Annotated in this window: 20 protein-coding genes; 6 read left to right on the top strand and 14 right to left on the bottom strand. The window is 33.8% G+C overall.

Going from position 1 to position 23,196, the window contains the following annotated elements; all coding sequences use genetic code 11:
* Positions 1–3: 3 nt before the first annotated feature.
* The 14 genes from atpG to rpmH all read right to left on the bottom strand — a co-directional run bounded on the left by atpG (position 4) and on the right by rpmH (position 12,626).
* Positions 4–870, bottom strand: coding sequence for an ATP synthase F1 subunit gamma (atpG, locus tag DPQ89_RS04140; RefSeq protein ID WP_127715501.1), 867 nt, complete (start codon positions 868–870; stop codon positions 4–6).
* A gap of 54 nt (positions 871–924) precedes the next feature.
* Entirely contained in the window at positions 925–2,427 is a 1,503-nt protein-coding gene (atpA, locus tag DPQ89_RS04135) for a F0F1 ATP synthase subunit alpha (protein WP_127715499.1), read from the bottom strand.
* Positions 2,428–2,445: 18 nt separating this feature from the next.
* Positions 2,446–2,985, bottom strand: coding sequence for a FoF1 ATP synthase subunit delta (locus DPQ89_RS04130; protein WP_127715497.1), 540 nt, complete (start codon positions 2,983–2,985; stop codon positions 2,446–2,448).
* A 17-nt stretch (positions 2,986–3,002) separates the two neighbouring features.
* Positions 3,003–3,527 carry an ATP synthase F0 subunit B gene (locus tag DPQ89_RS04125; RefSeq protein WP_127715495.1) on the bottom strand — a complete coding sequence of 175 codons (525 nt, stop codon included), beginning with the start codon at positions 3,525–3,527 and terminating at the stop codon, positions 3,003–3,005.
* Between the two features lie 10 nt (positions 3,528–3,537).
* Entirely contained in the window at positions 3,538–3,981 is a 444-nt protein-coding gene (locus DPQ89_RS04120; protein WP_127715493.1) for a hypothetical protein, read from the bottom strand.
* Positions 3,982–4,147: 166 nt separating this feature from the next.
* Entirely contained in the window at positions 4,148–4,486 is a 339-nt protein-coding gene (locus DPQ89_RS04115; RefSeq protein WP_127715491.1) for a polymer-forming cytoskeletal protein, read from the bottom strand.
* Between the two features lie 59 nt (positions 4,487–4,545).
* Positions 4,546–5,472, bottom strand: a complete 927-nt coding sequence (locus tag DPQ89_RS04110) for a ParB/RepB/Spo0J family partition protein (protein ID WP_127715489.1) — start codon at positions 5,470–5,472, stop codon at positions 4,546–4,548.
* A 10-nt stretch (positions 5,473–5,482) separates the two neighbouring features.
* Complete coding sequence (locus DPQ89_RS04105) at positions 5,483–6,355, bottom strand: ParA family protein (protein WP_127715486.1); 873 nt, start codon at positions 6,353–6,355, stop codon at positions 5,483–5,485.
* Positions 6,356–6,393: 38 nt separating this feature from the next.
* Positions 6,394–7,038 (bottom strand): 16S rRNA (guanine(527)-N(7))-methyltransferase RsmG, encoded by a 645-nt coding sequence (locus DPQ89_RS04100; RefSeq protein ID WP_127715484.1) that lies wholly within the window; start codon positions 7,036–7,038, stop codon positions 6,394–6,396.
* Positions 7,035–8,882 (bottom strand): tRNA uridine-5-carboxymethylaminomethyl(34) synthesis enzyme MnmG, encoded by a 1,848-nt coding sequence (gene mnmG, locus DPQ89_RS04095; protein ID WP_127715482.1) that lies wholly within the window; start codon positions 8,880–8,882, stop codon positions 7,035–7,037. The genes DPQ89_RS04100 and mnmG overlap by 4 nt, the downstream gene beginning before the upstream one ends.
* 154 nt (positions 8,883–9,036) lie before the next feature.
* A complete protein-coding gene (locus tag DPQ89_RS04090; RefSeq protein ID WP_127715480.1) occupies positions 9,037–10,539 on the bottom strand; it encodes a tRNA modification GTPase in 1,503 nt (500 codons plus the stop codon).
* A gap of 1 nt (position 10,540) precedes the next feature.
* On the bottom strand, positions 10,541–12,022 hold the full coding sequence (gene yidC / locus DPQ89_RS04085; protein WP_127715478.1) for a membrane protein insertase YidC: 1,482 nt from the start codon (positions 12,020–12,022) through the stop codon (positions 10,541–10,543).
* Between the two features lie 77 nt (positions 12,023–12,099).
* Positions 12,100–12,465, bottom strand: coding sequence for a ribonuclease P protein component (gene rnpA / locus DPQ89_RS04080; protein WP_127715476.1), 366 nt, complete (start codon positions 12,463–12,465; stop codon positions 12,100–12,102).
* A gap of 8 nt (positions 12,466–12,473) precedes the next feature.
* Positions 12,474–12,626, bottom strand: coding sequence for a 50S ribosomal protein L34 (rpmH, locus tag DPQ89_RS04075; RefSeq protein WP_127715474.1), 153 nt, complete (start codon positions 12,624–12,626; stop codon positions 12,474–12,476).
* Between the two features lie 224 nt (positions 12,627–12,850).
* Here rpmH and dnaA point away from each other — a divergent pair, with 224 nt between their 5' ends.
* The 6 genes from dnaA to DPQ89_RS04045 all read left to right on the top strand — a co-directional run bounded on the left by dnaA (position 12,851) and on the right by DPQ89_RS04045 (position 23,084).
* Positions 12,851–14,407, top strand: coding sequence for a chromosomal replication initiator protein DnaA (gene dnaA, locus DPQ89_RS04070; protein WP_127715472.1), 1,557 nt, complete (start codon positions 12,851–12,853; stop codon positions 14,405–14,407).
* A 693-nt stretch (positions 14,408–15,100) separates the two neighbouring features.
* On the top strand, positions 15,101–16,216 hold the full coding sequence (gene dnaN / locus DPQ89_RS04065; protein WP_127715470.1) for a DNA polymerase III subunit beta: 1,116 nt from the start codon (positions 15,101–15,103) through the stop codon (positions 16,214–16,216).
* Positions 16,216–17,319 (top strand): DNA replication/repair protein RecF, encoded by a 1,104-nt coding sequence (locus DPQ89_RS04060; protein ID WP_127715468.1) that lies wholly within the window; start codon positions 16,216–16,218, stop codon positions 17,317–17,319. Before dnaN ends, DPQ89_RS04060 begins: the two co-directional genes overlap by 1 nt.
* Before the next feature lie 28 nt (positions 17,320–17,347).
* Entirely contained in the window at positions 17,348–19,801 is a 2,454-nt protein-coding gene (gene gyrB, locus DPQ89_RS04055; protein WP_127715466.1) for a DNA topoisomerase (ATP-hydrolyzing) subunit B, read from the top strand.
* Between the two features lie 9 nt (positions 19,802–19,810).
* Positions 19,811–22,306, top strand: coding sequence for a DNA gyrase subunit A (gene gyrA / locus DPQ89_RS04050; RefSeq protein WP_127715464.1), 2,496 nt, complete (start codon positions 19,811–19,813; stop codon positions 22,304–22,306).
* Entirely contained in the window at positions 22,275–23,084 is an 810-nt protein-coding gene (locus DPQ89_RS04045) for a lipopolysaccharide assembly protein LapB (protein ID WP_127715462.1), read from the top strand. Before gyrA ends, DPQ89_RS04045 begins: the two co-directional genes overlap by 32 nt.
* Positions 23,085–23,196: the final 112 nt, after the last annotated feature.

Raw genomic sequence — 23,196 nt, 5'->3', positions numbered from 1 at the left:
TCCTTAGCCATTTAATGACTCAGCACCTGATACAACTTCGATTAGTTCAGTTGTAATTGCCGCTTGTCTTAATTTGTTCATTTTAATTGTTAATTTATCAATTGCTTCTTTACAGTTAGAAGAAGCAGAATCCATTGCACTCATTCTCGAACCGTGCTCAGCTGCAATCCCATCTAGTAAAGATGTGTAAATTGCACTGATATAAGTCTGAGGAATTAGCCCATCAAGTATTTCCTTTGGAGTTGGCTCATACTTAAAGTCAAATGGAAACTTATCTCTTAATTCTTCTTTTTCTTCTTCAGCTAATGACATAGGAAGAACCTGCTTAACAGTAGGTTCAAATGAAATTGCTGATTCAAAAACATTATAAGCTACATAGATTTTACCAATCTCACCCGCCTTAAATTTTTCAGCAAGCTCGTTAGCAACATCTACCATTTCGTTATATGTAGGCTCAATTCTATTGAAAGAAAACTCCTTAACAACTTCAATATCTTTCTTTATGAGATCTTTAACTTTCTTACCTATAAAGTATCCATCAAGCTCTTCACTTGAATCAGATATAAAGTTCTTAACTTTCTTTGCAAGTTGAGAATTATAACCAGCACATAGACCTTTGTTACTAGAAATTACCAGTAATGCAGCCTTAGTATTTTCACTTTCTACTAAATACTCGTGTGTGTAATTTTGAACAAGAGCAGAAACAGTCTTAATCGTTTCTTCTAGTTCCTTAGCATAAGGCCTAGAAGATTGAATTGCGATCTGTGCTCTATTCAACTTTGCAGCCGACACAAGCTTCATTGCAGAAGTAATTTTTAAAGTACCTTTTGTACTTTTAATTTTCTTCTTAAGATCTTTAATATTTGCCATTATGGCCCCTTCTTAAAACTGACCTGTTTAACAGGTCAGCGATAATCTTATCAACTAGTACTTAAGCCCAGATACGAAATCTTTAATGATTTCTGTTAACTTAGCTTCATCTTGAACAGCTTTTTTCTCAGTGATCTCTTTAACGATATCCGAGTGCTTACTATTCATAAACTCAATAAGTGCTTTCTCAGCATCACCAATATTTGCAACTGGAACTGATCCAAATAGACCTTTAGTTGCTGCAAATAGACCGATTACCTGATCAACAACTTCAACTGGTGCATACTGCCCTTGCTTAAGTAGCTCAACAAGTCTCTCACCTTTTGAAAGCTGTGCTTGAGTAGCTGCATCTAAATCAGAACCGAATGCAGCGAATGCAGCAAGCTCTCTAAACGAAGCTAGATCTAGTCTTAGTGTACCTGCAACTTTCTTCATTGCTTTAATCTGAGCAGAACCACCAACTCTTGATACCGAAATACCAACGTTAACAGCAGGACGTACACCAGAGTTAAATAAATCTGACTCTAAGAAAATCTGACCATCAGTAATCGAAATTACGTTTGTAGGAATATATGCAGAAACGTCACCTTCTTGAGTTTCAATAATTGGTAAAGCTGTTAATGAACCATTACCTAATTCATCAGATAGCTTACACGCTCTTTCAAGTAGTCTTGAGTGAAGATAGAAAACATCCCCAGGGAATGCTTCACGTCCTGGTGGACGTCTTAGAAGAAGTGACATTTGTCTATATGCTTGTGCTTGCTTAGTTAAATCATCATAAACGATAACAGCATGCTTTCCACTATCTCTATAATATTCACCCATTGTACAACCAGTATACGGAGCTAAAAATTGTAGAGGAGCTGTTTCTGATGCAGTTGCAGATACGATAATTGTATATTCAAGAGCACCAGCTTCTTTTAGTTTCTGTTGTACTTGTCTTACTGTAGAAGCTTTTTGTCCAACAGCTACGTAAATACAAACAACGTCTTTACCTTTTTGGTTGATAATCGTATCTAGTGCAACAGCTGTCTTACCAGTTTTACGGTCACCAATAATAAGTTCACGTTGACCTCTACCAATTGGAATCATCGAATCAATCGCTTTAATTCCTGTCTGTAGTGGCTCATGAACTGGCTTTCTAGCAATAATACCAGGTGCCTTAATTTCAACTTGCTTGTAGTTACTTGTAGCAATTTCACCTTGACCATCAATTGGCTCACCAATTGCGTTAACAACACGACCAAGTAGAGCGTCACCAACAGGTACTTCTACAATTCTTTCAGTTCTCTTAACAGTTGAACCTTCTTTAATGTTGTTGTCATCACCAAGGATAGCAACACCAACGTTGTTCGCTTCAAGGTTAAGAACCATACCTTTAGTACCAGTTCCAAACTCAACTAGTTCTCCAGACATAACGTTCTTAAGTCCAAAAACTCTGGCAACACCGTCACCAACTGTTAGAACTGTACCAACTTCATCAACTTGTAATTTAGTTTCGAAATTAGCAATTCTACTTTTAATAATGCTCGTAATTTCTTCTGGGTTCATCGACATTAGATACCTCTTTAATATTTATTCACTTAATACTGAATCTTTAAATTTTGCTAACTGATTATCTAGAGAAGCATCCAACTGTAAGTCTTCTACTGTAACTCTATATCCTGCAGTTATATCGTTATTTTTTACATAAGTTAGTTCTGTAGTTAAACCCAGTTTATCTTTTAGATAATTTGTCATCTTAGCTTTAAACTCAGCAGATAACTCTGAATCACTACCTTCAATAGTACCTCTTAAAAAACCTTTATTGTGGTCATCAATAACGATAACTTCTTTAAAGATTAAAGGTAAAATACCAATTCTTTTCTCATTAACTAAAAAGCTAATAAAGTTTTTTACAATTGAAGAAATCCCTAATTTTGAAAGTACTTCTTTCAAAACAGTTTCTTTTTCTTCTACTGTGAAAACATCCAAGAAAAGAACATTCTCAAGATCATTACTCTTATTAATAAGAGCAGTTAGATCTGTTAACTCTTTCGCCGCATCGACCTTTGCTTCTTCAGCTAATTCGATAAGTGATTGAGCATAAGCTTTTGCTACAATTTGTTCTTTCATTCTACAACCACCAACTTTTAAATTTCAGCAACAAGCTTTTTAGTAGCCTTGTCTTTGAAATCTTTATTTTCATTTATTTTACTTTTTGCTTTTGCAACAACTTCATCAACCAGACTTGCATTGATATTTCTAACGGCCTGACTTTTTTCATAAGCGACCTTAGCAACTGAATCTTTATTCATTTTTTCAATTATTGCTGCTGTCTCTTTTTCACTTTCAACAGAAATATTTTCTGCATCAGTTTTTGCTTCAGACATTAATCTCTCAGTTTCTACTTTAAGAGAATTCATTTTCTTTTCATACATATCAAGCTTGATTTGAGCTTCTTTATCTTTTTCTTCTGCTAAATTATAAAGAGATTCTACGTCCATAGCATTCTTTGTAAAACCTTCACTAATTGGCTTTTTTAGAAGTAAAAGCATAACAATAAATAAAGGTACAAAGTTCCATGCAGGAAGAATAAGATCTGAGATGTGACCATGACTTCCACCAGCAGCGTAAGTATCAGACACACAAAGAATTAAAGCGATAAACTTCAACATTATAAATTCCTTAATTAGTTAATTTATTCACAAGCTCACTTGATAATGAGTCTGCTTCTTTTAAAATATTTGTTTTATGAACTTCAAGTTCGGCCATAAATTCTTTTCTCTTTTCATCAACTTCAGAATTAAGTCTTGCTTCGACTTCTTTAACTTTCTTTTTTTGAAGAGTAAGTGATTCATTTCTTTTTTGAGATACGATTGAATAAGCTTCTTGATTAGCTTTATCCAATTCTGTTTTATACTTAAGTGAAAGCTGTTCAGCTTCTGCAAATTTCTTATTCGCATTTCCGTCAAGCTTTGTTGTCTTATTTTCTCTTAGATCTAACACTTCCTGTAGCTTAGAAAACAAAGACATTTTCAGTGCAAAGTAAAAAATAATAACAAGTGCTAGTTGATAGAAAAAAGTTATATCAGCACCTAAACTTTTAAAAATGTTAAGAATAGTATCCATTCTTAAAGACTCCTAATTTTACTCACTTCATGAGGTGAATAAATTCTTACGTTTCAAGGGATTAATTGACCTTTATGAATACTTTTCTAGGCGTATAACGTCAAGGAATTTAAGAAGTATATATAGATTTTTGAATGTGTATAATTTATTTATTCGAAGTGCGTTACTATTCCTGATCGCGCATTTTAGTAGTACCGTGGAATATAACACCCTCCTCAACAATGAGGCTTGGAGTTGTGATAGTACCTTCAAACCTAGCTGGCTTGATTATTTCAACCCTGCTCGATGCTTTAACATTACCTTTAACAGTCCCTGAGATTAAAATAATATTTGCATTAATATCTGCGTTAATAATTGCACCCTCAGAAACTATAACCGTATCATTTGAAAAAATGCTTCCATTAACAATACCAGCAATTCTGGCGACTCCATTGAAAGATAGATTGCCTTCAAATTTACAACCTTCTTCAATAATTGCTGATATATCTTTTTCGCTTCGTTGCATTATAACTCATTGTGGTTCTATAGGACCAATTTATAAAACTGGTCCTATGGGGGCATTAATTATCTATTCATTAAATATTCAAAAATATCATTAAACTCAGCTTCGTTGGAAAACTTTAGTGAAACTTCTCCACCACCGTTCTTCTTAGAGTTAATGTTGAAATGAAATCCAGTTTTATTTTCAAGCTTCTGCTTCAACCCATCTAGTTTCTCGTCAAAAAATGGATTTGTTTCCTTATCAGCTTTAACTGATAATTTCTTTTTAAGTTGTTTTTCTAACTCTCTAACAGAAAGGTTTTCTCTTACTGCTAAGTTAGCAAATCTTATCGCTCTTTCTCTATCTTTTTCTGATGCAAGAACCTTAGCATGACCAAAAGATAATAACTCTTTTTGTAATAATTCTATTACATCTCTTGGTAATTTTAAAATCCTTAAAAAGTTTGCAACAGTAGAGCGCTCTTTACCTAACTTCTTCCCAACTTCTTCTTGTGTTAATTTATATTCATCCATTAACTGATAGTAAGCAAGAGCCTCTTCAACACAGTTTAAGTCTGAACGTTGAACGTTTTCAATGATTGCCATAATCATTTTTTCACGATCAGTTGCTCTCTTAACCACAACAGGAATCTTAGTTAAACCAGCTAATTTCGATGCTCTTAATCTTCTCTCACCTGCCACTAGTTCAAATCCATTATCAGTTTGAACTACGATCACAGGCTGAATAACACCATTTTCTTTAATAGAGTTTGATAATTCTTCAAGCTCTTTATCTTTAAATATTTTTCTTGGTTGATTAGGATTAGTTTTAATTTGTGAAATCTCAATCATTGATGGCTGAGTTTCAACAGAAGTATTCTGAACGGCACCGCCAGCACCTTCTTGTCCCTCTATGGCCATTCTATTTTTTAAATTCCCTAAAACTGATTCGTTATTTGCACCAGAAATAAGAGAACCAATACCTTTACCTAAAGCTATCTTTTTTGCCATCTAATACCGCCTACTGTAGTTGATCATGTTGTTGATTTAAGCTCTCTTCTATAACTGGTACCTCAGGAAGCTCATCTGCTGCTGCTTCTGTTGTAGGTACTTCTGGAAGATCACCCATTCTTTCTTTCAAAATCACTTCCTTGGCTAGAGCTAAGTATGCTTCACTACCTTTTGATTCGATATCATATAGAATTATTGGTTTTCCAAAACTTGGACATTCTGCTAGTTTTACATTTCTAGGGATCGCTGATTTAAAAACTTTCTCCCCAAAGTGCTTTCTAATTTCTGATGTTACTTGCTTGTGTAAGCTTGATCTCTTATCAAACATTGTTAAAAGAATTCCATCCATTTTCAGATTAGGATTTAGGTTAGTTCTAATCAACCTCACAGTGTTTAATAGTTGTGCTAGACCTTCCATTGCAAGATATTCTGTTTGCATTGGAACTATGAACGTATCTGCTGCATTTAATGCATTCACTGTTAGTAGACCTAAAGATGGAGGACAATCAATTAATATATAGTCGTAATCTGCTCTAATAGTTTCAAATGCAGCCTTCAGCTTAGCTTCTCTTGCAAAAAGGCTTACAAGCTCAATTTCAGCTCCTGAGAGGTTATTATCACTTGGGCATATATGTAAAAATGGCAACTCTGTTTGATAGATACATTCCGATATTGGAGCCTGACCTATCATCGCATGGTAAATATTTTTTTCAGCATGATGCGACGCATCTAGCCCTAGACTTATACTTCCATTCCCCTGAGGATCTAGATCGATTACTAAAGTTTTTTTCTCAGCTACTGCTAAGCAGGCCGCAAGGTTAATGGTAGACGTTGTTTTACCAACCCCACCTTTCTGGTTCATCATAGCAATGATTTTAGCCATTTAGGTCTCCCCTAAAAAAGTTTGTGTGCACTTAAAAATTAGATTAGTTCTGACAAATTGACAAGATTTTTCGCTTCTTTTTTTGACTTTGTTCCACGTGGAACTTTCCTATTCTTCAGACCGATAAGCATACGACCATCTGTTCCCTCTAAATCATAAAAGCACTCTTCCACAATCTTCCATCTATGCTCAAGCCTTTCGACTTCTTCTAGTTCGTAAAAGCTCGGCCCCTTATAAAAGAATACATTGATATCGTTTTTATAATTTAGCTTTGGGACAAAATCTTCAAGAGTTCCTACGGCCTTGAATGTAATCACGGCCGGTAAATCTATTACCACATTTTCAATTCTATGGTGATAGCATTTAACATTTTGAAGACCGAGCTTAAGAGCGATCTCTTGAACAACCTTTGCTTTCTTTGCTCGTGCTTCAAATCCAATGAATGTTTTGTTCGGATACTTTGCGGCCATAGGAAGAAGTGGAAAACCACCACCAAATCCAACATCAACCATAACATTTACACTTTCCAGTTCTTTTTTAAAAACCTTACTAACCTCAAGGGGCAAAACTGAATCTACAATCTGTTTTTGATAAAAGTCTTCAAAGGTAGTTATTCTCGTCAGATTTATTCCGGCATACTCACCTGTTAGTAAATCTAGATATCTTTTTGCAAATTCCTTCATGAGATAATATTTCCTGCTACATAAACAAGAGTCGCTGGCCTAATGCCATCAATCCTCTGTAATTGTGAAAATGTTTTCGGTTTTATATCAATTATACGCTGTCTACATTCGTTTGATATATTTCCTTCGACTATAGTTTGCCAGTTAATCTTCTTCCTACCTAATCTATATATTCTCGCATTTTCTATGGTTGATCTATTAATATAGCCTTCGTACTTAAGAGAAATTGCAACAGTATAAACTACCTCATCGCTAAACCAAGTACCTCTCTTTTTCAGTTCACGAACTAGAGTATCTACTGGATCGACCTGAGATCTTTTAATAAGTTCATCCATAAAGATATTCTTTGATAGTTCTCCATATGAGTGCTTTTCAAAGTAATCTTTATTAGATTTAGTGGCATAAATTTTAGATTTCTTAATCAAATTCCATAGTAGCTCAAATTCTTCAAGGAAACTCTCTTGAAAGTAGTCGATTTCTAGGTTTAGACCTAATTGCGCTCGATACTTCGCCATTCTATTAACAGCATTATCCTCACGAACATAAAGTCTATTCTCTGACCTTGCGGTAAATAACCTATAAGGCTCATCTCTCTTGTTTGAGATCAAATCTTCGATCATTACACCTATATAAGACTCGGATCTATCTAAAACCAGCTTCTCTCTTCCTAAAAGGCTTAAACAAGCATTAATTCCTGCAATAATTCCCTGACCAGCAGCCTCTTCATAACCAGAAGTTCCATTAACTTGACCCGCAAAGTATAAACCTGGAATATCTTCATACTCTAGGCAATCGTTTAATCTTGCAGTATCAACAACGTCATACTCAACAGCATAACCATAAACTAGAATTCTGCATGATTCAAAACCTTCAATTGTCTGAAGAAAACTTTCTTGGACTTCTCTTGGCAAGCTTGTTGATACTCCATTTGGATAAATCGTTTGCGCTGTTAAGCCCTCAGGTTCTACAAATACATGGTGGGAATTTCTATCAGGATATCTAAAAGCTTTATCTTCAATACTTGGACAATACCTAGGACCAATACCTGTAATCTGACCATTATAAATCGGAGATCTTTCTTTATTAGCCCTAATTATCCCAAGTGTTTTATCGTTAGTATGAGCAATGTAGCAGGATTTCTGCTCTAGCGCTCTTGAGTACGGTGAATTTAATGAATGAAAATTTTTAGTCTTTGGATCACTCTTTTGCTCAATAAACTTGGAGTAATCAAGCGAGTCCTTATCTAATCTAGCAGGTGTACCAGTTTTAAACCTCTTTCCAAGTGTAGCGACATCTTTAAAAATATCCCCCATACCCTTGGAGCTCAAACACTCAACTCGTCCACCAGGAGTTGTTACATCTCCAGTATGTAGCTTACCATTTAAAAATGTACCTGTTGTGACAATTACTTTTCGAGCATTGTAAGTTCCACCTGATGTAGTAATCTGAAACAAGTCATTTTTCGATACCGCTTCAACCTTCTCTCGAATTACTGTTATATTCTCAACAGACATAATCATCTGTTCTGCATTTTTTGTATAAATGTCCTTATCAACCTGAACCCTAGTTGACTGGACAGCGTACCCCTTAGATTCGTTCAATATTCTATACTGAATCCCGGAACTATCGGAAAGAATCCCCATCAGTCCGCCAAGGGCATCAATTTCCCTAACAACTTGTCCTTTACCTACTCCACCAATAGCAGGATTACAAGGAGCAGAAGCAAGACCAACACCGGGCATACTTACAATGGCAACATTAAGTCCAAACTGCGAAGATATCCATGCAGCTTCACAGCCTGCATGACCACCACCTATTATTACGATGTCGTACGAATGACTCATTTACTTCCCTACTTTGTTCCACGTGGAACACAAGATTTGAAAGTTCCACGTGGAACACAAGATTTGAAAGTTCCACGTGGAACAAATTAATAGAGTGATTTAAGCATTTTGAGAGAAATTGTCCATAAATAATTGAAAATATTATAAAAATTCCCTATTTTCCAATACAAAAGTTCGAAAATATATTATTTAAAACATCATCTGGTGAGATAATTCCTACCAACTCTGAAACTTTAGACCCTAAGATATTGATTTCACTAGACAGTATTGCAATATCAGTATTATTTATTGAAATATCCTGAAAATCTTTAAAAGATAAATATATTTCATTTACCTTTTGTCTATGTCTATCAATTAGCAGAGGTTTGTCAGCCGTTAACTTAGTAAATTTATCAACAATTAAAGAGGATATATATCTTGAAAGTGGTTCTATAGGACCATTACCTACTGGTTCTATAGGACCAAATTTTGAAATTGCCCCCATAGGACCAACTTTATTAACTGGTTCTATAGAACCAAATTTACTATCTGCCCCCATAGGACCAATTAAAATATAATCGCGGTTATCACTAGAAAGGCATGTATTGATCGAGTATTCAGCACTTTGAAGAATTTCCTCATACAATGAAAAGTCTATATCAAGCTTCTTATCAGCATGACTAAAAATTACCAAATCAAAGTTGTTATCACCAAGAATATTTAAGCTCTCTTGAATATTATCTAAAGGATTTATAACTAAGATTTTGAAAAAGGAGCTTGAGTGTATATCTAAGGCCTTTTTAATGCCAATTTGTTCGATAGAATCCGTAGTAGATCTTAATCCTGCGGTATCAATAACACGAAAATTATTACCATGCATATTGATATACTCAGAAACGTAATCTCTTGTAGTGCCTTCTATATCGGAAACGATAGATCTATCAGAATTAAGCAATAAATTAAATAATGAACTTTTTCCCGCATTTGTCTTACCAACTAGACTAACACTTGGAGAACTTAGCTCACTCAAATTAGAACTTATACGAGAATGCAGTTGATTAATAATAACAGAAAACTCATCTAAGGCCTCATTTAATAAGGTAGCACAGGTTTCCTCGCCCACATCTTCAGAAAAATCGATACCTATTTCAATCGAAGATTTTACCTTTAAAAAAGAAGAGTGAAGATCTTTGTATTTAAGATATAAGTCTCCCTGAAGTATGTCCAAACCCTGTTCTAGCATGTATGAGGAGCTTGCATTAAGAAGTAAATCTAAGCCTTCAACTTGAGAAAGCGATAATTTACCATTTTTCAAAGCACGGTAAGAAAACTCCCCTTCTCTGGCAGCCCTAATATTTGTATTATCTATAAATACTGAAATAATCTTAGAAATATTTAATTGGTTCCCATGAACGGAAATTTCAAGAATATTTTCACCGTTGTAACTATTGGGACCAGGATAGTAGCTAAATACAACTTCATCCAAAACACATGAATTAAATAATAACTTTGAGAAGTGATTATATCTAGCTTTAACCTTTTTAAGATCAAAGCTGAAAAATTCCTGAAGAGATATTAAATTATCAAACCCAGATATTCGAATAAGCCCTATTGCACTATTAGAAACCATACCGGTACTGCAAGCAATAATGGGCTTATCGTCATAGAGATTATACATACTAGTCAGACAGTTTATAAACTAGAAGCTGTTGACCAACTCCGTAAATAGTTGATGTAAACATATATAAGTTTAAACCTGCAGGAAGGTCTTTCATAATGAAACCAAAAACTAGAGGCATTAACATCATAACTTTTTTCTGAGTTGGATCCGCCGTAGGTGAAGGATTAAGTTTAGTTTGAAAGAACATTGCAATTGCCATTAGTATTGGCAATACATACATAGGATCCTTAACAGAAAGATCTGTAATCCATCCTAGAAATGGTGAACCTACAAATTCCTCAGCATTATAAAGAACTTGGTAAAATGCAAAAAAGATTGGCATCTGTGCAATTAATGGAAGACAGCCACCTAAAGGGTTTGCGCCTGCCTTTTTAAATGCAGCCATAGTTTCTTTTTGCATTCTTTGTGGATCGTCTTTGTATTTTTCTTTTAGTTTAGTAAGTTCTGGTTGAATTTTTTGCATCTTCTTCATCGACTTAAAAGACTTAAACTGAAGAGGAAACATGATAGATCTGATAACTAAAGTAAGCAAAATAATAGCAAGACCATAGTTATGAACATAAGTTTGAATAAACTGAAGACCACGTAATAGAGGCACTGCTAAAATACTAAAAATACCAAAATCAATTGATTGATTTAATAAATTTCCAAGCTTAGATAAATGGTCATAATTTTTCTTAGTAAAAACTATTGAACCTTCAAGACTTTGAAGTTCATTAACAAGAGTTGTATTAAAGTCTCCTGCTTCATTTGCATTAAAACGTGAAGCCTGTGGAGTTGAAAAAGTTAAAGCAAACAAGTGAAAATTAAAATCAATTCCTACCCATCTAGCCTTACCATCATCTTCAGAACTATCAGCAACAGTCATCGAATCTAAGTCTTGCGTGTAATATGAGAAGTGTCTAATCTGTCTATTCTCTTCTTCTCTTGTAGTGGCCCTAAACTTAACTCTATATTTATATGGTGTAGCTGAGTTTAACTTATAAGTAATTTTACCAAGATCATCTAATTTAAAATCAATATTTAAACCTAACTTAGAATTAGAACCTTGAATATGAGCAGGAGAAATTTGATTAATAGAGAAGTTTAACTGAGAGTAACCAGCGCCATTATAAATTTCGATAGCAAAAGGTTTTTCGTGACCAACAGTAGCGAAGAAATCATATGCTACAGTAGGATTTGTAAAACCAACTATAGATAAATCAGAAGTCATCTCAACGAGATAGCCATTATTTTCTAAAGTGATCTTCTTAACATCAGCCGAAACAGGTGCTGCTGGAATATCTTGGGCATCACTAACTTTAACAGAATCTTTAGCAGGCCCTTTAGCTTGCTCTACCCTATTAACACTTGCAGCAATTTGCTCTTTTGCATCTTGCTCAACTATTGGTTGTTGAGGAGCAAAATAAGTTTGCCACCCAAAAAGTACTAAACCAGATAGTACTACAGCTAAAAAAGTACGTTTGTGATCATCAGTCATATATGATTCCTCGAAATTAATTTCAAATTAGTTTGCAGTAAATACCACATTGCATATAGGTAGGAAAGTTTTAGATGTTAAATACTTAAAAGTAATTGTTCGAAGGATTCTCGCAAAAGTTTCTCTTGTTTTTCTTGTGACTCAATTTTTTTTGTTAAAAAAGGAGAAACAATAACAATGATATCAATTGCCTTGTGTTTACAGTCAGAAGTACGAAACATGTCTCTCATTATTCGCTTGAATCTATTGCGAGTATGAGCCTTCCCTACTTTCTTAGTTATAGAGTATCCGATACGTGTATGATTAGATTTTGCTTTAAGTCTAGAAGGTCGATAATAGGCCATTATCCACTTAGTCTTTATCTGCTTAGATCCGCGCCTAAGATATGAAAAATCTTGTGCCGATAATAAACGATAGGACTTATCGAAATGATTATCGGCCATAGATTAACTTATTTTTTACCAGTAGAAACTGTAAGTCTCTTTCTACCTTTAGCTCTTCTTGCGTTGATAATATTCTTACCACCAGCAGTAGCCATTCTTTTTAAGAATCCGTGTACTCTAAGTCTTTTCTTTCTTTTTGGTTGCCAAGTTCTCTTGCTCATAGCTCCACCTTTATCTGTTGTAACATTTAACTATATAATTCGAAAGACTACGTTTACACAACGGACTTAAAAAGGTCAATGGCCCTTTGCAAAATAATGAAAATATTTATTTTTTTTGGCCCTGCGAAAAAAAATGATAAAAGTTATTTGAAAAGTTATTGGGCCATGCTACAAATTTTTGCCCACACAGCATAAATGATTACTACACACGGAGATTAGAGAATATGAGTCAAGACTTTCCCTTTGACCACTTTTTAAATACTCAGAACACTAAAAATCCAACCGATATTTTTAGTAGTAACAATAGCTTACAGGACATTAAACCTGAAGTTAATTTACCAAAAGCTAAAGCAGAAACTAGTATTTTCTCCGAAGCTGAACTTAAAACTATTGGTGACACTCTACTTGATACGCTTAAAGACCAGCTAACTCCTGAAAAATACAATGCCTATTTTACAGATGTCTTTCAGCTATCAAACATCACTATGGATTCTATTGTATTTAACGTTACGAATCCTCTTATAAAGATTATGGTCGAGACGCACTGCCTCAACGAAGTCAAATCTGCAATAAGTGGCCTTCTCGGAAAAGAATATGAAGTAATCGTCAATGTAGCTGAACCAAATACCAAAGCAGAAACTTTAGAGGATAACTCTAAACAGCAAGCTCGTGCATCGTTCACACTTGACCTCTCTCCTACACGTGACGATAAATTATCTAAAGTTGAAAGCCAGTACATTCAACACATGAGTGATCCTGGAATGAATATTGATTCTACTAAAACTTTTGACAATTTTATTGTTGGACCTTCCAATAATCTAGCAAATGCAGCTGCTATCGCTATATCCAAAACACCAGGAGATAAGGGTAAATACCCGTCTTTATATATGCACTCAAACTCGGGACTTGGAAAGACACACCTTCTTTACGCTGTTGCCAACGGTATAAAAGAAAATTTTCCACAATATATAGTCTATCTCACAACTGCTAGAGATTTCATGAAAGAGTATATTGAGTCAGTTAAAACCAAGACTGTAGACGCATTCCAAGAGAAGTTTACCAAGAAAATTGATGTATTAATGATTGATGATATTCATGAGTTAAAAAATAAGACGGGTACTCAAGATGAGTTTTTCCATGTTTTTAATGAGCTTTATAGAAATGGTAAGCAATTAATTTTTACTTCAGACAAATCTCCTGATGAAATTGATGGGATTGAAGAGAGAATTAAGACTCGTCTTCAATGGGGATTAGTTGTAGATATCCAAAAGCCAGATCTAGAAACAAGAATAGCTATCCTAAAAAGAAAAGCATTTGAATTAGATTTATATCTTCAAGATGATATTTTGACCTTAATCGCTCACTCAATCAAAACTAATATTAGAGAACTTGAAGGCTCACTTGTGAAGCTGTCTGCTTATGCTGATGTTATGAATGTAGAAGTAGACACTGAAATGGTTAAAGATATTCTTGGCCTTAGTGCTGAAGATGTTGAAAGAAAAGTTACGCTAGATATTATTGCTAAAGCTACTTCTCTTCATTTTAAAATACCAGTGCCGGACCTTAAGTCGAAGGCTAGAACAAAAGATATAGTTAATGCTAGATTTGTAGCAATGTATTTATCTAGAAAAATAGTAAATGCAACTCAAGATGAAATTGGTAAGTTTTACGGCGGTCGAGACCATAGTTCAGTGGTACATGCCGAGAGAACTATAAGAGAAAAACTACTGACTGACGTATCATTGTCCAGAGATCTAATCACAATAGAAAACTGTTTATAAGATCTATTTAAAGTTCATATCCGAGAGTGCATTGAATGCATTCTTGGATTTCTGCGTTCACTTTACTCACGGCCCTAGGAAGTTATTAACAATAGGCCATGAATAAATGACTATTCAACAAATATTTATCCACATACTATTGTTAATAACTATACATTCTATCAATAACTCACGGCCCAATTTAATTATTAACAAGAAACTAAAGTGCTAGTGTGAATGAAAATATAAGTAATAGAAGGTGTTTAGAGATAGAAAAAAACTTATTAACGGCCGTGGATAAAACAGATTCACAAAAATTAATAAGTGAATAAGAAAGTTATCAACATGTGAATTAAATGTGAGTAGATGAATGGCCAAATGATATTTTTACGCATATATGAACAAACAAATTTTATGGCCGTTGATAACTATGTTAACTAGTATTTATAAAGTTAAGTAAATATTGAGTAAAAAAATAATATCCGAACTAAGGATTGCGTTAAAAAATAGTTATCCAAGCTTACTCATATTTTAGAAATAAGCTTAATACTGGTAAACATTGAAGAATAGTTACTTACACACTTATCCACACTGTATATATATATAATAATTAATAAAGAAATATATATATAAAGAAGAAAGTTCAAAGAACTCCATTGATTAACTAAATCAATAGCGATAAAAAAGTGAAAAGAATTTATTAGGAAATCGAATATGAAAATCACACTACACACAGAAGATTTTAAATCATGCTTGAATAAAGTTTTATCAGTAGTCGATAAAAGAAACTCAAGACCAATTTTAACTTACACTTTAATCGAAGCTAACAATGGTCAATTAAATATTTCAGCTACAGATCTAGAAGTATCTGCAAAGGTAGTAGTTAAAGCACAAGTGGATAACCCTGGTAGATTTTGTGTAAATGCTAAAAATATATTTGATATTCTAAAAGAATTACCTGGTACAGAAATTACTTTATCACTTGATGAAGATACGAATACATTAAAATTAAATTGTGGAGATATTCACTATTCACTTTTAATCTACAAGCCAGATGACTTCCCTCACCTAGTTTTCAACCAAGAAGTGAATAAGTTCAAACTATCAAGTGAACAACTAGCAAATATAATAAATAAAACTTCTTATGCAGTACTCAATGACGAAACTAGATTATATTTAAATGGTATCTACCTACAAGAAATTGATTCTAAACTAAGAGCTGTTGCTACAGATGGACATAGATTATCACTACTAGAAACAGACCTAGTAGAATCTAATAATGAAACTCTAGTAAATGGTATTATTATTCCACGTAAGGGAATTTTTGAAATTAAAAAAGTTTCAGAAACATATCCAGAGATTGATGTAGAAATTTCTGTAGACGATACATTTTTATATATTAACGCAAAAGATGAATACTTTCTTTCAATCAGACTTATTGCAAGAGAATACCCTAAATATCAAGCAGTGATTCCTAATAAAACAACTTATACAATGACTACTGATAGAAACTCTTTCTTTGATGCTATTAGACGAATAAAAATTATGTCTAATGAAAAATCTAATGGAGTTAGAGTTAAGCTAGCAGATCAAATAATGACTATAACAGCAAATCACCCTTCACTTGGTGATGCGATGGAAACAATGGCCGTTGATTACAATGGTAAGGAAATGGAAATTGGATTCAATGCAAAGTACTTAATTGATACTTTACAATCATTTGATGAAGGTGAAATCTCTCTTGAGTTAAATAATGAATTAAGTCCTGTAATTATTAAGTCTAATACGCTTCCTAATTATTTAGGAATCATTATGCCTCTTAAGCTTTAATGCATTCATTTAAAATTTCAAAGTTGCAGGTTACAAACTTTAGAAACCTGCAACCAGACATAATTAGCTTTAATCCTGGAATAAATTGTATTCTAGGGGAAAATGGAAACGGCAAAACCAATATCCTTGAAGCACTTCATGTATTATCTACAAGAAAATCATTTCGTAAAAATACTAGTTTTCCACAATATCTCGGTATTGATTGTGAACAACCAGAGATAATATTTTCATCTGTATTTTTAGATGAAGAAAATATCCCAATGAGTGTATCTGGGAAAATGGACGTTAATAATACAAATTGGTTTGTAGATGGTCAGCCGATGAAAAAAAAGATTGATATTAAATTAGTCTTTATTAACCCCTTCGACTCATATGCTTTTCATAATACATCAAGCTTCAGAAGACAGTGGATGGATCAACATATTTCTATATTAGATCCTATGTATAAAAAAACTTTAAGTAGATATACCGCTTCCTTGAGATTTAGAAATTCACTTTTAAGTAAGAAACCTTCTCAATATAGGGAACAAATAACAGCGATTGATCGAGAGCTTGCTAAGAACTCATATATTTTAACTCAGTTGAGAATAAAGTTTTTAAATGAAATAGAAAATTACTGTACACAAACTTTTAAAGATATTTTCAGTGAAGACCATCTATTAAAAATAACACTTGATACAAGAGTTATAGGATTAGATGAAAATGACATTTTTGACATGTTGCAATCAAGAATTCAAAAAGATGAAATTGTAGGCCATACAACATACGGTATTCATAAGGATGACTATGTGCTTCTTTTTGATGGTTTAAATTCGTTTGAATATTGTTCTTTAGGTCAACAAAAAATGAGCTATTTGAGCCTCTTATTTGCCTATATAGAGCTTTTTAGGTATAAATTCATGTCCTTTCCTATTGTACTAATTGACGATGTCTCAGGCGAGCTAGATCGCTGTCGATGGCAAAGACTTGTTGAGTATTTAGAAAGGAGCTCATTTCAGGTTCTGATAACCACAGCAAATGAGAAGTTTAAAGAAGAGTTAGAGCGCATTAATGGCGCAAATAAAATTTACGTCCAATCCGGTTCGATTACGAATTTGAAATAGACTTATAAATGGAATTATAGGAGTCCCTTTGGAAACAGAAAATACATCAATCTCAAAAGTTGGCGAGAAGTACGATGCTGATCAGATTAAGGTCCTTGAAGGATTAGAAGCCGTCAGAAAGCGTCCAGGTATGTATATCGGTGATACGTCTTTTAGAGGATTACACCACTGCGTATATGAAATCGTTGATAATGCAGTGGATGAAGCCCTAGCTGGTTACTGTAGCGAAATTAAAGTTATAATTCATGTGGATAATTCAGTTACAGTCATAGATGACGGTAGAGGTATTCCTACAGATATGCACCCTACTGAAGGTTGTTCAGCAGCCGAGTTAGTTTATACAAAACTACATGCTGGTGGAAAATTTAATGAGGAAGGTGGGGCTTATAAAGTTTCAGGTGGTCTTCACGGTGTAGGTGCTGCAGTTGTAAATGCACTTTCTAAATGGGTAAAAGTTGAAATTAAGAAGCATGGTAAATTACATGCTGTTAAGTTTGAAAGAGGAGATGTTGTTGAGTCTCTTCATGTTAAAGGAAATTTAGAAAATCCTAAAGCAACTGGTACTGCAGTAACATTTAAACCAGATAATGAAATTTTTGAAGTTCATGAGTTTAACTACGACACTCTTGCTAATAGATTTAGAGAGATGGCTTTTTTAAATAAAGGTCTAAGTATTTCTATTAAAGATGAAAGAAATGATAAGAAAGAAAATTTCTGTTACGAGGGTGGTATTGCTGAATTCGTTACATATTTAAATAGAGCCAAGTCACCAGTTCATAAGAAAGTTATTGCGTTTTCTCAAACACGTGAAGACTATGAAGTTGAAGTTGCTATGCAATGGACTGACTCATATTCTGAAATACTCTCTGGGTATGCTAATGCTATTTGTACACCAGGTGGTGGAACACATATTTCAGGTTTTAAAACTGCCATTACGAGAGTGCTTAACTCATATGCAAAAGATAATAATCTTTTAAAGGGTCTTAAAGCTAATTTAACTGGTGATGATATGAGAGAAGGGATCACAGCGATCATCTCTATAAAACTTCCAGAACTTCAATTTGAAGGGCAGACAAAAGACAAGCTTGGAAACTCTGAGGTTGAAGGGATTGTAAACTCACTAGTTGGTGAACAGTTAAAAGCTTACTTAGAAGAAAATCCAAGTCTAGCAAAAACAATTATTAAAAAGTCAGTTGATGCTGCTGCTGCAAGAGAAGCCGCAAGAAAAGCAAGAGATTTAACTAGAAGAAAATCAGCGCTAGTTGTTTCTGGTTTACCTGGTAAAATGGCCGATTGCCAAGAAAAAGATCCAGCACGTTCAGAAATTTATATTGTGGAAGGTGACTCGGCCGGTGGTTCTGCCAAACAAGGTCGAGATAGAAAAACTCAAGCTGTACTTCCATTAAAAGGTAAGATCTTAAACGTTGAAAAAGCTCGTTACGATAAAATGCTAGCTAATAACGAAATTAAGATGATTATTCAGGCAATGGGAACGGGAGTTGGAAAAGAACAATTTGATATAAAGAAATTAAGATATCATAAAATTGTAATTATGACCGATGCCGACGTCGATGGATCTCACATTAGAACACTTATATTAACTCTTTTATATAGACAATTCCCTGAACTGATTGAGAACGGTTATATCTATATTGCTCAGCCACCATTATATAAATATAAAAAAGGTAGATCTGAGAGATATTTAAAAGATGAAAAAGAGTTAGAATCATTTCTTGTAACTTCTGCATTAAGTGATGCAAAAATTATGAATGGTGATAAAGAGTTATCAACAGATGAAGCTCGAGTACTTGTGAATAAGTATAGAAATTATAAAAGAACTTTAGCTAGTTATGATGCTCACTTTGATTCTTCTCTATTAAAGCAAATTGTTCAAAAAACTCAAATTGATGCAAATTCTTTAAAAGACAAAGTAGAGCTACAAAAACAATTAGATGCTCTTTCTGATTACTTTAAGTCAATTGAAACTGAGTCGTTGAAAACATATTCATTTTCAATCTCTGAAGATGTTGAACACCAATCTAGTAATATTAATATTGTTGTTAAAACAACAGGAAGGACTAAGAAGTTTAAATTGAATACTTATTTCTTAGAGTCTCCCGAGTATGCTGACTTATTAAATAGTTACGATGGTATGAAGAGTTACTTCAATACAAAAATGTCTATTGAAAAAGAAAAAACTGGTCTTAAGCAGTTTGATTCTTTAGATGAGTTTGCTGAACATATTATTCAAGATGGTAAGCAAGGTGCATATATCCAACGTTATAAGGGTCTAGGAGAAATGAACCCTGAACAACTATGGGAAACAACAATGAATCCTGAAAATAGAACTCTCTTACAAGTTAAGATTGAAGATACTATTGAAGCAGATCAGGTTTTCTCTGTACTTATGGGTGACAATGTTGAGCCAAGAAGACAGTTTGTTGAAGATAATGCATTAAACGTTAGAAACTTAGACGTATAGGATTAGTTTATGTCAGATGAAAATAATACACCTGAAGGTGGAAATATAAATCACGGTAATATTGCACCAATAGCAATTCAAGATGAAATGAAAAGCTGTTATCTAGATTACGCTATGTCAGTAATTGTAGGTAGAGCGTTGCCTGATGTAAGAGATGGTTTAAAGCCAGTTCATAGAAGAGCATTATATGCTATGCACTCTCTAAATAATTACCATAACAAACCATATATGAAATCTGCCCGTGTTGTTGGTGACGTTATTGGTAAGTATCACCCGCATGGTGATTCTGCTGTTTATAATACTTTAGTTCGTATGGCGCAGGACTTTTCAATGAGATATGTTCTAGTTGATGGTCAGGGAAACTTTGGTTCAATTGATGGTGATGCAGCCGCGGCCATGAGGTATACAGAAATTAGAATGAAGAAGCTTTCGGAAGAAATGCTTAAAGATCTCGATAAAGATACTGTTGATTGGCAACCAAACTATGATGACTCTTTAAAAGAGCCAAAAGTTTTCCCAACAAAGATACCTACTCTTCTTGTAAATGGTTCTTCGGGTATCGCTGTTGGTATGGCAACAAATATTCCACCACATAATTTAACAGAAGTTATGTCGGCTTTAGTTGAGTTTATTGATAACAGAGATATGAGTATTGCTGATCTAATGGTTCATATAAAGGGACCGGACTTTCCTACTTATGGATCAATTCACGGTACTGAAGGGATTAAGTCTGCTTACCACACTGGTAGAGGCAAATTACAGATTAGAGCAAAAGTTGATGTAGAAGTTTATGGTAAGCAAGAACGTGAAAGAATCGTTATTACAGAAATTCCATATCAGGTTAACAAAGCTAGATTAATCGAGAAGATTGCTGAACTTGTAAATAACAAAGATATTGAAGGTATTTCTGATATTAGAGATGAGTCTTCAAGAGAAGGTATTAGAGTTGTTATTGATGTTAAGAAGGGAGAGATTTCTTCTGTAATAGTTAATAGGCTATTTAAGGCCACGCAGCTTCAAGTGACATTTGGTATTATATTCTTATCAATTTCTAATGGTTCTCCTAAAGTGATGAACTTAAAAGAAATGCTTGAGTGTTTTATTGATCATAGGCGTGAAGTTGTTATAAGAAGAACAGTTTATGAATTAAAGAAAGCAAAAGAAAGAGCTCATATTTTAGAAGGTCTTAAGGTTGCTGTTGAAAATATAGATCAAGTTGTAGAAATAGTTAAAAAGTCTGAAGGTCCAGCTGATGCTAAAGCAAAACTTATCTCAACTTTCTCGTTAAGTGATATACAGTCTCAAGCGATCCTAGATATGAGGCTACAACGTCTTACTGGTCTTGAAAGAGATAAAATTATCGCTGATTATGAAGCGATTATGAAAGAGATAACTCGCTTAGAAGGGATTCTTGCGAGTGAAGATTTAATTAGAGGAATTATTAAAGATGAATTCCAAGAAATAATTGAAAACTACGGTGATGAAAGAAGAACTGATATAGTTGCTAAGGCAGATGAAATCCAATTAGAAGATCTCGTTAAGAATGAGGATGTATTAGTTACAATAACTCATAAGGGATATATTAAGAGAATGACAATGGATACTTATCGTACTCAGAAAAGAGGTGGTAAGGGTGTTAAAGGTTCAAACTCTGATGAAGATTTCTTTACTGATATTTTTACTGCTAATACTCACTCTACTCTACTCTTCTTCACTAATAGAGGAACTGTATTCTCTAAGAAGGTTTATCAGGTTCCAGAAGGTACAAGAACTGCAAAAGGTAGAAATATTGTTAATTTAATTCAAGTTCCTGCTGGAGAGAAAATAAAAGAAATTATTTGTATTCCACCGGAAGATCAAAGAGATGGGAAGTATCTTATTTTTGCAACTGAGAATGGATTGGTTAAAAAGACATCTCTTGATGAATATAAGAATGTTAAGCAATCAGGATTAAGAGCTATTAAGATTCAAGATGGTGATTCTTTATGTAACGTAAGAGTTCTTGAGGGTTCTAAAGATGTTCTTCTGTGTTCTACTTCAGGTAAAATAATTCGTTTTGACGAAAGTGATGCTCGACCAATGGGTAGAGTTTCTCAAGGTGTTAAAGGAATAAATATTGGTGACGATGAGAAAATTATCGGTATGGAACTTATCGACGATACAGTTGAGATTTTATCTATAACTGAAAATGGTTATGGAAAGAGAACTGCAGCAAGCCAATATCGTAAGCAGACTCGTGGTGGTAAAGGTATTCTTGCCATGAGATTGACTGAAAAGAATGGCGAGATTAAACAAATTAAACCAGTATCTGATAAAGATGATTTAATGGTTATTACTGATAAAGGACAAGTAGTTAGAACTAAGATTTCTGGTATTTCTCTTATGGGTAGAGCTACTCAAGGTGTAAGGATCATAAAACTTAAAGAAGGTGAATCAGTAGTTTCTGTAGAGAAAATTATCGAACCGGATGAAGATGATTCAATCGAAACAACAAGCGAAGAATAAAATTTTGGCGCTGATTTTTATCAGCGCCTTTTTTATATCTTGCGATTTTACTCCAAGGCTTCATAAGAAAATTCTTGAAGCTCAGGGGTATATTAAAAACCAACAATATCAAAAAGCAATTTCCCAATACCAAGAAATTTTAAAAAATAATCCACCTAATGATATTAAGGTGAAGGTTAATTATCAATTGGGTGAACTATTTTCGATAAACTTAGGGCAAAACAGAAAGGCACTGCCTCATTATACTGAGATTAAAACCTTAACTGAATCACCTATATGGTTAGTTAAATCTGAAGAACGTATTGGTGAAATCTCATTTACCTATCTAAAAGATTATATGCTTAGCGAGAAAAGTTATAAGTTATTAATTAACTTTACGCCAAGACTTGAGCGATATGATTTTTACCAATTTCGATTAGCAGAGACTTATTTAAAATCTAATAGATATGATCTGGCCTTAAAAGAACTAATGAGTATTCAAGAAAGTAAAGGGCATAAACACTATGTAGATTCTTTTTTTCAAATAGGACTTCTTAACTTTCAGAAAAAAAATAATCAAGAAGCAATAAATAATTGGACGGAATACCTAAAAAGAGAAACTAGAAAGTCTAAACTAGTTCAAACAAAGTTTTTAATGGCTAATGCTTATGAGTCTATGGAAAAATTAAAGCAGGCCTATAATCTCTATTACTCAATTCTGGGTGATTATCCTAATACAGAAGTTGTTCAAAATAGGCTGAACTCTATTTATCAACGACGTGTGTCTAGGAAAAGATAATGTGGGATAAAAAATGGCTTCAAGTTACTGGATTAGCACTGAGCTTCCCTTCTACAATATTAGCTTCAGCATGGATTATGAAAATTCTGGTGGATAATAATTACATCTCCAA

The organism is Halobacteriovorax sp. HLS (assembly GCF_004006665.1).
Lineage (GTDB): Bacteria > Bdellovibrionota > Bacteriovoracia > Bacteriovoracales > Bacteriovoracaceae > Halobacteriovorax.
This window is presented reverse-complemented; position numbering and strand designations above follow the sequence as displayed.